This window comes from Cellvibrio zantedeschiae, from assembly GCF_014652535.1.
Taxonomy (GTDB): domain Bacteria; phylum Pseudomonadota; class Gammaproteobacteria; order Pseudomonadales; family Cellvibrionaceae; genus Cellvibrio; species Cellvibrio zantedeschiae.
Window position 1 is genome coordinate 1,486,822 of the sequence record NZ_BMYZ01000001.1, and the last position, 13,644, is coordinate 1,500,465.

Genomic DNA, 13,644 nt, shown 5'->3' on the forward strand with positions numbered 1-13,644 from the left:
TTTAAAACTGCAAAATTAATTATTCGTCGTTAGTGGCGCCTAACAGGTGGAGAAGGCTGGTGAACAAATTAATGATCGACATAAACAAGGTTGTAGTCGCCAAAATATAATTGGTTTCGCCGCCATGAATAATTTCGCTGGTTTGGTAGAGGATCAATGCAGACATGAGTAGAACTACACCGGCAGAAATAGCCAGGCTGGTAGCAGAGAATTGGTAGCCGAAAAGAGATGCTATAACGACAAACAAAGAGGCGGCAATTATCAGCATAAATCCTGCAGCAATAAACCCGCCCAGGAATTGAAAGTTTTTACGAGTGGTTAACACATAAGCAGACAGGCCAACAAACACAGCCGCAGTACCGCCCAAGGCTTGCATGATGATGGTGCCGCCATGAGCCATTTTCAGATAATGATTAAGTATTGGACCCAAGCTGCCACCGATTAATCCGGTAAACGCGAAAACTACTAGCAGGCCGGTAGATGAATTAGCCGTTTTAGGTAATACGAACCAAACCAGACCAAGGGCAACAAGGCTCATTACCAGGCCAATGGTGTGGCTCAAACCTGCTGCCATGGAAATGCCAGCGGTTAGGGCGCTAAATGCCAAGGTCAAACCTAGCAGCATGTAAGTATTACGTAACACCTTACTGACATCAGTTTGGCTTAGTGTTTGGGACTGGATACTTGTTACATTTTGCATGGTGCTCTCCAAGAGATGCCAAAAATGCTGGCCATGGTTATTGGGTTTAGCTGATATAAATCTGCGACAGATACTACAAAAGAATTGACACTTTTACTACGTTTAAGTTCGCGTAAATATTGATCAAGCCGGCGCTTGGGACTGATTCCTTACGTCGAGCTACCGCTTTCACTCAACAGTTTCTCCAGGCAATGCTCCTGAATTCCATAAAAGCCTTTAATCGCAGCAATTTGGTTCAAAATCTCGCGATTATCTCTAGACCGCTTCCGTTTTTGGGCGAGGATCATTTTGTTTTTGCTGGTGTGTTCAAGGGAAATAAATTCGAAAACCTGGGTGTCGTAGCCATGCGCCTCCAATAACAAGGCGCGCAAGCCATCAGTGATCATTTCAGCTTCCTGTCCTAAATGAATCCCGTGTTGCAAAACCGGGGCGAGCAGGGCCGGGCTTTTAAGTTGCGGACGAATTTGTTTGTGGCAACAAGGCGAACACATAATTATTTCTGCACCTGTGCGAATACCCATGTGAATTGCATAGTCGGTTGCCGTATCACAAGCATGTAAAGCAATCATCACATTAATGCCCTGTGCGGCAAAATGTTTGACATCGCCTTGCTCAAACTGGATTCCCGTCAAACAGAGTTTATCAGCCGTTTGATTACATAAATCTACGAGCGCCTGACGAAGTTCCACGCCAGTAACTTGAGTATTAATACCAAGTTGTGCGCTTAAATAATCATGTACCGCAAAGGTTAAGTAGGCTTTACCAGAACCAAAATCAGCAATATGTACTTTTTCACGTTGAGCTAAACCTGTATGGGTAATCGCAGCGGAAAGCACTTCAATAAATTTATTAATTTGTTTCCACTTACGCGACATGGCAGGAATAATTTGGCCTTGGGCATCAGTAATGCCGAGTTCACGTAAATAGGGACGGCTTTGCTCCACAAATCTATGTTTTTCATTATTGTGCGACAGAGATTTCTGTTGCGTTTGGTCAGAGAGTTTACTTACAGGAGTATTTTTATTCCTATGTTTATTAATAAGTACTTTGCCTTTTTTGCTAAAGCTTAGTTGGATTTCCCACGAATCAGTTAGTAAATGCACGTTTTTAAAATCATTGCCTAAAGATAATTCCAAAAAGCTGATCGCATCGACTATGTTTAAATTTTTGGTAAGGTGATTGGTGCGGTATTCGTATAAAAAAGAAAGCAGGTATTCATCTTTAATTTGCACCGGACGAACAGAAATACGCGAAAGATCCGCTTCGCTGCCCTGGTATTTAGACAGCACGAAACGTTGCAGAGATTTTTCATCAAATGCTTTTTTAATATCCGCGAAAAATTGTTCAAGCTCTGGCAATGCCATAGTTATACCTACAAGTGACTTCTTGAGTCTAAACCTCAAGAATATCTAGATTATGAATTCCAAATTGAGCAAGCTGCGGTTGAAGTGCAGTTACGGCAGGTGAAGCTTTGGTAAAAACCGCAAGGTGTTCTGGTGCTTGTTCTGCAAATTTTCTATCGCCTAATAAAGATACTACTCTGCGCGCTATGGCTTCGCCTGAATCAATGAGTTGCACATGCGCAGGAAATTGGATGCGTAACTCATCGCGGAGCAAAGGAAAGTGGGTGCAAGCGAGTACCAATGCATCCATCTCGTCACCGCGCGGATGATCAAAGAAGGGCTGCAAAATCGGGCGTATTTGCTGCGAACTAATTTTCTCCCCGCGCAATTTTTTTTCGGCTAGTTGAACTAGCTCACTGGAACCCACAGAAATAACGTCTGCGTTAGGGGCATGCTCACGAATCAAATTATGGGTGTAAGGGCGTGCCACAGTGGCCGGCGTGGCGAGCAAGCCAATCACTTGGGATTTACTTTGTGCGGCCGCAGGTTTAATTGCTGGTACAACACCCACAATCGGTTGCGAAAAATGGCTGCGTATATGAGGCAAGGTAAGCGTACTGGCAGTATTGCAAGCCACAACGATGATATCTACGGCATAGGTTTCGGTAAGCTTATGAAAAACCGCATCCACGCGGCTAATTAATTCAGCCTCGCCTTTGGTCCCGTAAGGAAAAAAGGCGTTGTCAGATACGTAGATCAATGGCACAAAAGGCAATTTTTGTTGGATTTCGTGAACTATGCTCAAACCACCAACACCGGAATCAAAAACCAGTATGCGCGGACTTGGGTTTGTTGGCGATAAAGACATGAGGGCTCTGCGACAGAATTGCGTTAAAATGCCGAAAATCGAATTTTAGGGTAGCCGCTCTATACCCTCAACCTATTTATGTAAGGATCATCTGTGAACAGTGCATTTATTATTCTTGCCGTGGTGTTAATTGCGCTTTTAATTGGCTTTTTTTTCGCCAGTTTGGTGTTGGGCAGGAGCAATCGCAAAGCATTGGATGCGGCGCTCTTGTTGCGGGAAAACGAGCTCAAAACAATTCAGGTGCAAGAGCTGCATCAGGCAGCTTTGCGTGAAGCCAGTTTGCAACAAGAGTTGGGGCAGGCGAGAGCCCAAGCGCAAGATGCCAAGCAAGAACTGCTGCAGCTTAAAACTGCGCATCAACAATTACAAGATCAAACAAACCTTAGCTTGCAAGCTTTGGCAGCGGCTAAGCAGCAACTTCAGCAGCTTGCCGATACGCAATTAGCCTTACAGCAAAAAGACGCTGCCTTAATGAGTGCCACAGCGGAGCTTACGGAACTAAATACACGTCTTGAGCAGGAGCGTAAAAGCTTCACAGAGCAGCTTGCAATCTTGCAAAACGCAAAAGTCGAATTGGCGAAAGAGTTTGAAAATATTGCCAATAAAATCTTTGATAATAAGCAGCAGCAATTTTCACAATCCAGCAAAAGCTTATTGGAGACAACGCTTGATCCGTTCAAATTGCAGCTTAATGATTTCCGCAAAAAAGTAGAGGACGTTTACGAAAAAGAAAATGCTGATCGCAATCGCTTATCCGGGCAGGTGTTAGAACTACAAAAACAAGCGCAAAAAATTGGTGAAGATGCCGTTAATCTGGCGCAAGCCTTAAAAGGCAATAACAAAACCCAGGGTAGTTGGGGTGAAGTCATTCTAGAGCGCTTGCTGGAAGAATCCGGTTTGCAAAAAGGTCGCGAATACGACACGCAGATGAGTTTCACCAGCGATGAAGGCTCGCGCCGCATGCCGGACGTGATCATTCATTTACCAGAACAAAAAGACATCATTATTGATTCCAAAGTATCTTTAATCGACTACGAAAAATTTTGCACCACAGAAGATGATCAGGAACGTAAATATCACTTAAATGCTCATGTGAATTCGCTGCGCGGGCACATTAAAGGTTTGAATATAAAAGACTACGAAAAGCTTGAAGGTGTTAAATCTCTGGATTTCGTATTTATTTTCATTCCTATTGAAGCTGCATTTATGCTGGCTCTCCAGCACGAACCCAATCTTTACCGTGAAGCCTACGACAAGCATATTATTTTGGTCAGCCCGACCACATTGCTTGCTACTTTACGCACGGTGGAAAATATCTGGCGTTACGAAAAACAAAACAAAAATGCAGAGCGTATCGCTAAAGAAGCAGGCGCCTTACATGATCAGTTCGTGTTGCTTTTGGATGCTATGGATAATATTCAAAACTATTTAAGCAAGTCGCAGGAGGCTTACAACACAGCGCGCAATCGTCTGCAAAGTGGTCGAGGAAATCTTGTGAAGCGCGTGGATGATTTGCGTCGCTTGGGTGCCAAAACCAAAAAACGCATTGATGGCAATCTGGTTGATCCAGATGATGAAATGGATGGAAATACTTTGCTGCTCGAAGCTGATGATAGTGAGGTTGCAAACACGGACTCCAATGAATGAGTTTTAACATCCGGCCAATGCTATCGAGCGATTTACGCACTGTAGAAGCGATTCAGGCAGAAGCTTACGCTGGTCATTTTTTAGAATCAGCGCATATTATTGCCCAACGATTTGATTCAAGCCCAACGACATCATGGGTAGCAGAGCGGGACGGGCAAGTGTGCGCTTATTTAGTGGCTTATTGGTCGAAGGTAGGAAAAATCAGCCCGCTCAATGCGCCATTCGCACCAATTGAAGAAATGCAGTGTTTATATTTACATGATCTGGCTTTATTAAAAATAGCGCAGGGGTTTGGATTGGCAAGGCTTTTAATTAATGCTGCGACTGATCACGCTTCAAATCAGTCTGCGTATGCAATCGCACTTCTATCTGTACAGAGCTCAAAGGCGTTTTGGCAGGGCTTGGGCTTCTCCGAATTTGCTCATTTGGAAGAATCCCAGCAGGAAAATTTGAATACTTATTTGACTGGAAATAATGCAGCATTTTATATGCTTAAGCATTTGTAAATTACTGGGTGCGAGTTTCAGGCCTGCTTTACTTAGCTCGCTTCCTTAGGGTAACCCCAACTTCCAAATGGTGTGTGTAGGGGAACTGATCAAATAAAGCGACATTTGTGATGTCATGGGTTTGCACGATAGTTTTCAGATTTTCGCGTAGCGTCGCCGGGTTGCATGAAATATACATAATATTATCGTAACGCTGGGTAATTGATGTTGTATGTGGGTCCATTCCTGAGCGCGGTGGATCTACAAAAATACTGGAGAATGTGTAGCTGTCTAAATCAATCCCTTCAAGACGATTAAAGCTTCGCACCTTATCCATTGCTTGCGAAAAGTCCTCACTAGATAAGCGTGCAATTGAAACATTATTAACTTGATTCAACTCCATATTATAAAGCGCTGATTTAACCGATGGTTTGGCTAATTCCGTAGCCAAAACGCGGTTAAAGTTTTGCGATAGAGGCAGGGTAAAATTTCCATTCCCGCAATAAAGCTCAATGAGGTCTCCACCCCAGTTCCGGCTTTTTTCAACAGCCCAGGTCAGCATTTTTTCACACACGCCTGCATTGGGCTGTGTAAAGCCTGATTCTATTTGTTGATAACGAAATTGTTTTCCACAAACGTTTAATTGTTCTATAACAAAATCTTGTTCAACAACAATCTTTTGACCTTTACTGCGGCCAATAATAAAAATATTTAATTTGGTTTGAATGTCACGCGCAGCGGAAATCCATTCATCGTCAAGCTTGCGGTGATAAATGAGAGAAATTAACGCTTGGCCACTCAGCGTGGTTAAGAAATCGATTTGAAAAAGTTTTGTGCGGAGGATTTCATTAGCATTAATTTCTGTCATCAGTTCCGTCATCAGTCGGTTCATTAATGCTGAACCTATGGGAAACTCACTAATGTCATAGGCTCGTTTGAACTCATCATCTGTAAACATGCAGTAGGTAGAAACAGGACCTTTATGCCAAATACGAAATTCAGCACGCATACGGAAATGCTTTTCAGCTGATTCAAAAATTACTGGCTCGGGAAACGAAAATTCGGCAAAGTCGTGTTTGAAGATAGCGATTTTTTCTGCGAGTTGCGCTTGATATTCTACTTGTGTGTACTGTCGTGAGTTCATAATCTACTTATGGAAAATGGATTTATATATTTAATGAAAATTGGCGTTCGCCAGCCATGGGTAATCGAATTTTGAAAACAGCACCTTTGCCATAATGGGAGCTGACGCTAATTTTACCTTTGTGATGTTCGGTAATAATAAAATAAGATACTGAAAGACCGAGCCCTGTACCTTTACCGACTTCTTTGGTGGTGAAAAAAGGTTCAAAAATATGGTCTTTAATGTTGTCCTTTATTCCCGGGCCATTGTCAGAAATCTCAATGACAACATCTGATTTTTTTACGTAGCCAGAAATTTCTACGCGTAGCTCTTCAGGATGTTTGTAGTCATCCGAGCTTAATGCCTGGTAGGCGTTGCGCAATAAGTTCAGGAATACTTGCTGCAGTTCAGCCGCAGATGCGAAGACACTGGGGAAATCAGCACTGAATTGGCTGACCACCTTAATATCTGCCATTTTGGTTTGCTCTGCAAAACCAGCGTTACGATTAAATTCAATAGCCTGTTCGATCAGCTTTGGAATATCTACCCAGCTCTTTTCATTATGGTTACTGTGTGAGAACTCCAACATATTGGTAACAATTCGCCCGGCGCGTTCGCCAGCTTCTCTAATATTTTCCAGAAATTGGGGGATTTCGCGCTCACTTAAATAGTGATTAAAGTTTGAAAAATCCAATTGGTGTTTGTGGGCGATTTCTTTATTGGAATCCAGTTCTGGCGAAGTCCGGCGAATGATATTTTGTACATTGTGCAGAATAATTCCCAAAGGATTATTAATTTCATGGGCAATGCCTGCAGCTAATTCTCCCAGGGAAGACATTTTCTCGTTTTGAATCATCATATTTTCGAGTTGGACGCGCTGGGTCACATCTTTTAATTGAATAACCGCACCCGAGGTCTGACCGCTGGAAACCTGGCCGCTAATTAAAGGGTAGATTCTTAAATCATAAAAGCGCGGCTCATCATTTTCTATTTGCTGGAGCTGGCGATTAATAAATGGTTGTTGATGCTTGATGATTTCTTCCAGCTGATCTTCTGAAATTGGCAAGTGAGGCAGGGCGGTGGTGATGTGCGTGCCTAGAGCTTTATCAAAAGACAACCCGGTTTTTTCGAAAGCTGCAATGTTCCAATAAGTCACTCTGCCATCGGCGGCAACCCCTACTAGAATATCGGGTACCGAATTAATCATGGTTTGCAAATGACGTTTGGTGTCTTGCAGCTGGGTGGCAATTATTTTGTGGCTCTGGATGGCATTTTCCAGTTCGGTGTTTTTCTGATACAAACTTTGCGTGCGATCCTGGATTTTTTGTTCCAGTTCTTTTTGGTGTAACTTTAATAAATTTTTTGCGGCTTTATTTTTAATCCTACTGCGCTGTAAACCCGCAATAAGTATGGTTTGAATAACTAATAAACCCGCAATGATGATTAGCAAACTGAGACTTGTCTCCACCTCTCTTCCTGCTGCAAAACATGGGTTGATTGCACAGGTGCAAGCGGCCATTAATACAGCTTTGGATGCGCGCGCTTTTAGTCTTGCTGGCGTGTAAGTCATTAGGGTTTGTTGCGTCCGGGAAGAGAGCGCTATTGTCGCACTGATGGCCTTGTAGCTAAAGTCCAAGCTGCATTTTTAAAATATGTTGGCTTTTTAATCAAATGCTTAGCGGAAAATAGGGCTGGCTGCTGCGGGGCTCTCTTGTAGCTAAAACGGTGGCAAAAAAAGTTTGACACACATCTAAAATTAGGTAGAATGCGCACCTCTCAGCAAGGGCGGTTAGCTCAGTTGGTAGAGCAATGCCCTTACAAGGCATGGGTCACAAGTTCGAGTCTTGTACCGCCCACCACTTAAATGTGGCCTAGTTGAGAATATGCGGACCGGTAGTTCAGCCGGTTAGAATGCCGGCCTGTCACGCCGGAGGTCGCGGGTTCGAGCCCCGTCCGGTCCGCCACTAATTCCTGAAAAAGCTGCCTTAAAGGCGGCTTTTTTGCTTTTCTGCCTTCAGTTTTGCTATCCCTTCTTCTTGCTCTCCCTTGTATTTGCCCCCGCCGTCCCAACTTCCTCTTAAAAGTCTCTATATCTCGGGATTGTATGTCACCAAATGTTTATTTTTTGGTCACTGATTTGTCATCTCGGGCTGATAGTTTTAGCTTCAGGAACAGATTCGGGAAAGGATTCCGATTTTTAACCGCATTTGAAATTCAACCAAACTTAAGAGAGAGATGTTTTATGCAAGATTACATTGAAGACCTATTGGACGATGTTGAAGAATTTGATGACGATATTGCTGATGATTATTCCGATATTTGATTCCCATCCTTACAGCGCCATCCTATATCCCTGCTTTATCTCCGCCTGATTATCCTTTTCAAATACCACAAGGCTGGCAAAACCAGTGCTTGTTGTTCTCTGTCATTAAAATGCCAATCCAGTCACGCTTGGTCTTCTGATCAATACCGCTACGAGAGTCGAATAGGCCGCAAATATAGTTTAAATCGCTAATTTTGCGGTGGGCATCAATTAGTTAGAAAACAAGCTGGCATATACTCAAGTCATTATCTGGCAACCACGGCTATTGGGCCCGTATAGATTTGGGATAAGGCTTATGACTCTAGAAAGTACAGACTCCGTTGAGGCGGTTGTCTTATTCAAAGGTGATGTAATTACCCGAGAGCTACTCTATCCAGAGTTTGAAGCCATTTTGGATGGCTTTGTTCCTGTCCCTGATTTCAAAGGTTCTTCCGCTAAAGCCGCTTATCTCGTCATCAATTCAAACTTGCAAATTACCGCCGCAGTTTTTTTTCTCCTGGATTTTGATGACCGTGGAATGATTGATCGTCGCTGGAATGTTCCGCTACAGCAACTAGCCGAGGTTTCCGGCAGAGGGCCAGATTTGGGAGCGGGACCAATTCGTTTGGCCTGCTATAGCCAATGCGCTATTGGATGGCATCAGAAAAAGCTTTGGGATCCGCAAATGGACCCGGCTACCTCCAGTTTCGCCCAGTTGAAAAAATGTGTTCAAAATAACCGCTTGGGTGTGATTTTTAGAAAGCCGGCGCAGGAGCGTTTAGCGGCTGTGCCTACGGCGGTTGCCCAGCCAGTGCACGAACAAAATAGCTTGGCTCTTCAGCAAAAAATACATGAACATTATGCGTTAGAGCTGCGCAATCAAACTGCGAGTCTTATCAAAGAGCAACGCTTGCGTATTGCGACCTTGCATTCAAAACAGCAAGAGACTATTCAAAAACTGCAGCACGAACACCAACAACGCTTGCAAGCCTATCAAGAAAAAATCAAAGAACTCAAAACACTTAATGTGGATTTGGAGTTGCGAAATCGCTCGCTGAAAGAAAGCTTTGATGTTCAAGCCAGTAAAGTCGAAGGCATGCGTGAATATTTCTCGCATAAATTAAAGGCCGCGCAAAACGACGAGAACAGCCAAATTCAGGCACTGCAAGAAAATTTCGCGGTAGAGCTTGCATTAAAGTTACAAACTGCCACCGCAGAGTTGCGCGAAATGCTGGATATGCGTGAAGTTGAACTGTTTTATCGCCACCAGAATGAAACGACCTTAAAAGAAGAAATTGTAAATATTAAACAGGAATACCAAGAGCTCCTAAATAACAGCGGCGAACAGGTGTTAACACGTTTGGATAAAGCTGGCGTTAATTTTGTGGTTTATCATCCGGGCGCAGGGCAGTTTACAATTCCTCTGGCAGACTTGAGCCAGTACATTGAAAATCCGACCGCCTATGTTGCCAAGAATTCCGGTGTTGGCGAAAAACTCTATTCGGTGTGGTTCGACCATTATCAAAATCCTTCATGCAAAGGCCTGGATGCAAATGGGCATGCATGCGGCAAACCACTGGTGCGAATTGGCTCACCCATAGAGTTCCATGAAGGTGAGAGCGACCGTTGTGAGCATCATCAATTGATTTCCTATAAACTGGTTTCTGAAAAGCGCTAAATGCTTTTGTTGCGCTGGGGGTCTTTGTTAAAAGATGCGCGCATTTACAAAGAAATGGTTGAATAGAATTGATATCTGAAGATGAGTTTTTAACCAGAATAGAAAAGGTGCCTTTACAGCGTTTGAATTGGGCGTTGGCAACGCAAAGAAGTGTTGAAATATGGGTAAGACGAGATGATCTTATCGATACTCACTTAAGCGGCAACAAGTTTTACAAGCTTTATTATAACTTGCGAGCAGCTAAAGCAGCTGGGTATAAGCAGCTATTGAGTTTCGGTGGCGCTTACTCAAATCATATATATGCTTTGGCCGCAGCTGCAAAAGCTTACGGTTTTCAGGCGGTGGGAGTTATTCGCGGAGAGCGACCCAAATACTTAAGCCCTACTTTGCAGGATGCAGAAGCTTGGGGGATGAAATTACATTTTGTTTCGCGCACTGATTATCGTGAGCGAAGTTCGCCAGAGCTGCGACAAAAACTGACGGATATTTACGGTGATTTCTTCGAAATCCCTGAAGGTGGTGCGAATGCTTATGGCGTTCAGGGCACCAAAGCGCTGGGCGTGGCGATACACCGACAAGTTAAATCTGACTATACTTCGGTGTGCTTGGCCAGCGGTACAGCAAATACTCTGGCGGGCGTTGCAGCAGGACTGCAGCGAGCTGGGGATTTGGCGCAAAAGGTTATAGGTTTTTCGGTGCTTAAAGACGCAGGAGATCGTGGCTTCCAAAGCTTGGGTGCGCAGGTCATTAATTATCAAAAAGCAATTAATGAATCCACCTCCAATTGGTGTTTGATCAATGGATTTCATGGTGGTGGATATGGAAAGAAACTCCCCACTAATATGCGCCAGTTTATGACAGGCTTTGAGTGTGAAACTGAATTGCAACTTGATCCGGTGTACACAGCAAAAATGTGTTGGGGCGTTGCGCAATTATTGGCTAAAGATTATTGGCAAAGCGGTAGTCGGTTGGTGTTGATTCATACCGGCGGGCTACAAGGTAGACGTGGTTTTGATTTATAAAACCACTAAAGTGTTTAAACGAATACTCTCTATTGCTGTACAGCGAAGGAATATTTTATGCAACCGCAAAAAAATATGATGCCCATGCGTGTTGAGTTTGATTTATCCTTAACTCGCACTCTGGTTCCGCTCAAAGACATGAGCGAGGCCCATCTATTGGAATTATTGAGTAATTCGGATTCAGATGTTATTTGCGCAGGGCAAACTATTTTTACTCGCGGTAGTTATGACGCCCACCATGTTTATCTTCTGCATGGCAACGTGAGTTTGGTTGATGAAAATAATGTAACCACGCTTATCAAAGGCCGTTCAACTTTGCTGCCAATTGCTCATCACCAACCGCGCTTGGTAACGGCCGTGGCAGAATCTGATTGCAGCATTCTACGGTTGGATAGTGATCGTTTGGACAAGCTTTTGGCCTGGAGTCAGGTTGCAGATTATTTGCAGCTCAACATTTCTCGCCAACGTGATTTGGATGAAGATATTGATTGGATGATGACTGTATTGAAATCCAACTTATTCTTTAAAGTTCCGCCGATTAATGTAGAAGAAATTTTCTCGCGGTTAACGCCACAAGTTGTTTATGCGGGCGACGTTGTTATTCGCCAGGGCGAGCTCGGTGACAAATGTTATTTTATTAAGGAAGGTGAAGCTGAGGTTTGGCGGCACAATGAATCCGGTCGCCAACATCTTGCGAGCATTGGTGTAGGTCGCTGTTTTGGTGAAGACGCTTTGGTGAATGAAGCAGCTCGTAATGCGTCAGTAATTATGGCAACCGATGGTGTGCTAATGAGCTTGAACAAACAAGATTTCTTTCGTTTGTTGAAAGAGCCACAAGTTGCTTCTGTGACTTTGGAGTCATATGAGGAGCGAATCTCCGCAGGGGCCGTTGCAGTTGATGTTCGCAGCGAAGAAGAATACTCAGAGTTACATTTAAATTCTGCTGTAAATGTCCCTTTGAATTTGTTGGGCATTAAATCTCGTATGCTGGATAAAAATCGGCCTTATATTTTTTACTGTAATACAGGGCGCAGAAGCCGTGCCGCAGCACATTTATTAACGCAGCAAGGCTTTCAGGCATTTGCGTTGGATGATTGTGTTAATTTATTTGCGCAATCGCGTTGGCAAACATTATTGGATGATTCTGCAGATTTCCTGCTGCGCGATGGCATTGCTCAAAAGGGCGTGTAATTTATAAATTGCACAGCTTTAATCTAAGGTGCGAAATTTTAGGAACGTAGTTTAGAATTAAAAAAGGCCGCATTGCGGCCTTTTTGTTTGCGAGTATTTATTCAACTCTGTCTCCGTAGCGCATTTCTCGCAGCCTGCCTTGTGAAAAATATAAATTGGTCCAAAACTGGCCTTTGCCGGGATTGTACGTCCACACGTCGATATTTTCACAGCGCTCTATAAGGTCGTAATTTCCATTTGATTGTTTGATTTTGATTGGCGTTCGTTCGCAGTAACTATCTTTCAGAACAGGTTCGCCACATTTGCGATACACATCCACCTTGGCGTCGCCTACTTCCACAATGTCGCCATTACAGCGTAATGACTCAGCCTTGACTACATGACTCAAGAGCAGGGCAAAACATACTGCAAATCCACTGATCACTTTCATATTGCATCCTTAAATTTGGGCTTGTAGTTAGTCATAACTTTAAATCGGATTTCGGAAGCGATTAGCCAGGAATTTCCTCCTAAAGAAATTTCTGGCTATGCCGCTAACTTAGTAGGCAGGTAGTTTTACCCTAATAACCTTAATGTTCACTGAAGAGAGAAGTCTTATGAACGCATACCAGGCGGCGCAACACTATTCATCCGTTAAAAACCAAGGCAGCGTTCTGGATGCATCTCCCCACAGGCTTATACAAATGTTGTTTGAGGGTGCGCTTGAGCGTATCGCCCAGGCAAAAGGTGCAATGTTGCAAAACCAGGTTGCGCGCAAAGGTGAATTGATTAGTAAAGCCATCAATATAGTTGGTGGTTTGCAGGGAAGCCTCAACGACAAAGAAGGTGGCGAGCTGGCCGCTAATCTTGAGGGGCTTTACGATTATATAGTTCGTCGGTTAATCAAGGCTAATTTGAGTAATGACCCGGAGATTTTGGATGAATGTGGCCGTCTCTTGGGTGAATTAAAGTCTGGTTGGGATGCCATTGCTCCCGAGGTGTCTTGATATGCGACTTCAACTGGTCGAACCAATTGATTACGCGGGGCAGGCGGGCGTTATGCAAGTTCGCAGCCTGCAACATGCCTTAAATGTTGCTTTAGAGGCTGAGGATTGGGAAAAGGTACGCCGTTTGGACCAGAGTTGCGCGGTTGTGATTGATAAGGTTATCTTCGCAAATGAAGGGGACACCAAAGCGATTGCCGAAGCTTTAAATGAGCTAAAAGGTGTATACGCAAGTCTCATTGTCCAATGTAAACGTGAAGTTGCTTTAATGGCGCATTGATTTAGTGCTAGGCTTAGCGGTA

13 protein-coding genes and 2 tRNA genes are annotated in these 13,644 nt (G+C 43.7%); 9 read left to right on the top strand and 6 right to left on the bottom strand.

All coding sequences use genetic code 11. The features are described from left to right. Positions 1 to 19: 19 nt before the first annotated feature. The 3 genes from IE104_RS06540 to murI form a co-directional block, all read right to left on the bottom strand. On the bottom strand, positions 20 to 700 hold the full coding sequence (locus IE104_RS06540; protein ID WP_189416881.1) for a Bax inhibitor-1/YccA family protein: 681 nt from the start codon (positions 698 to 700) through the stop codon (positions 20 to 22). A gap of 149 nt (positions 701 to 849) precedes the next feature. Continuing rightward, a complete protein-coding gene (locus IE104_RS06545; protein ID WP_189416883.1) occupies positions 850 to 2,064 on the bottom strand; it encodes a class I SAM-dependent methyltransferase in 1,215 nt (404 codons plus the stop codon). Positions 2,065 to 2,092: 28 nt separating this feature from the next. After that, positions 2,093 to 2,911 (bottom strand): glutamate racemase, encoded by an 819-nt coding sequence (gene murI, locus IE104_RS06550; protein WP_189416884.1) that lies wholly within the window; start codon positions 2,909 to 2,911, stop codon positions 2,093 to 2,095. Positions 2,912 to 3,004: 93 nt separating this feature from the next. On the opposite strand from murI, the gene IE104_RS06555 reads away from it, so the two are divergent. Continuing rightward, the gene (locus IE104_RS06555) at positions 3,005 to 4,558 is read left to right on the top strand and encodes a DNA recombination protein RmuC (protein ID WP_229837652.1); all 1,554 of its coding nucleotides are present in this window, start codon (positions 3,005 to 3,007) and stop codon (positions 4,556 to 4,558) included. Beyond that, positions 4,555 to 5,064 (top strand): GNAT family N-acetyltransferase, encoded by a 510-nt coding sequence (locus IE104_RS06560; protein ID WP_229837654.1) that lies wholly within the window; start codon positions 4,555 to 4,557, stop codon positions 5,062 to 5,064. Before IE104_RS06555 ends, IE104_RS06560 begins: the two co-directional genes overlap by 4 nt. Before the next feature lie 28 nt (positions 5,065 to 5,092). On the opposite strand, the gene trmA is transcribed toward IE104_RS06560, so the two are convergent. Continuing rightward, complete coding sequence (gene trmA, locus IE104_RS06565; protein ID WP_189416885.1) at positions 5,093 to 6,187, bottom strand: tRNA (uridine(54)-C5)-methyltransferase TrmA; 1,095 nt, start codon at positions 6,185 to 6,187, stop codon at positions 5,093 to 5,095. Between the two features lie 22 nt (positions 6,188 to 6,209). Continuing rightward, on the bottom strand, positions 6,210 to 7,736 hold the full coding sequence (locus tag IE104_RS06570) for a two-component system sensor histidine kinase NtrB (protein ID WP_229837656.1): 1,527 nt from the start codon (positions 7,734 to 7,736) through the stop codon (positions 6,210 to 6,212). A gap of 213 nt (positions 7,737 to 7,949) precedes the next feature. Here IE104_RS06570 and IE104_RS06575 point away from each other — a divergent pair. From IE104_RS06575 to IE104_RS06595, 5 genes are all read left to right on the top strand, one after another. Beyond that, positions 7,950 to 8,025: transfer RNA gene (locus IE104_RS06575), tRNA-Val, on the top strand. Positions 8,026 to 8,053: 28 nt separating this feature from the next. Beyond that, positions 8,054 to 8,130 (top strand) — tRNA-Asp (locus IE104_RS06580). A 654-nt stretch (positions 8,131 to 8,784) separates the two neighbouring features. Beyond that, positions 8,785 to 10,146, top strand: coding sequence for a hypothetical protein (locus tag IE104_RS06585; protein ID WP_189416887.1), 1,362 nt, complete (start codon positions 8,785 to 8,787; stop codon positions 10,144 to 10,146). Positions 10,147 to 10,214: 68 nt separating this feature from the next. After that, a complete protein-coding gene (locus tag IE104_RS06590) occupies positions 10,215 to 11,168 on the top strand; it encodes a 1-aminocyclopropane-1-carboxylate deaminase/D-cysteine desulfhydrase (RefSeq protein WP_229837658.1) in 954 nt (317 codons plus the stop codon). A 57-nt stretch (positions 11,169 to 11,225) separates the two neighbouring features. After that, positions 11,226 to 12,359: a cyclic nucleotide-binding domain-containing protein gene (locus IE104_RS06595; RefSeq protein WP_229837660.1), complete on the top strand. Its 1,134-nt coding sequence runs from the start codon at positions 11,226 to 11,228 to the stop codon at positions 12,357 to 12,359. 97 nt (positions 12,360 to 12,456) lie between these two features. On the opposite strand, the gene IE104_RS06600 is transcribed toward IE104_RS06595, so the two are convergent. Continuing rightward, positions 12,457 to 12,789 (bottom strand): DUF2845 domain-containing protein, encoded by a 333-nt coding sequence (locus IE104_RS06600; RefSeq protein ID WP_189416889.1) that lies wholly within the window; start codon positions 12,787 to 12,789, stop codon positions 12,457 to 12,459. A gap of 166 nt (positions 12,790 to 12,955) precedes the next feature. Between IE104_RS06600 and fliS the strand changes: the two genes are divergently transcribed. Further along, complete coding sequence (gene fliS, locus IE104_RS06605; protein ID WP_189416890.1) at positions 12,956 to 13,345, top strand: flagellar export chaperone FliS; 390 nt, start codon at positions 12,956 to 12,958, stop codon at positions 13,343 to 13,345. Between the two features lies 1 nt (position 13,346). Beyond that, positions 13,347 to 13,622, top strand: a complete 276-nt coding sequence (locus IE104_RS06610; RefSeq protein WP_229837661.1) for a hypothetical protein — start codon at positions 13,347 to 13,349, stop codon at positions 13,620 to 13,622. Positions 13,623 to 13,644: the final 22 nt, after the last annotated feature.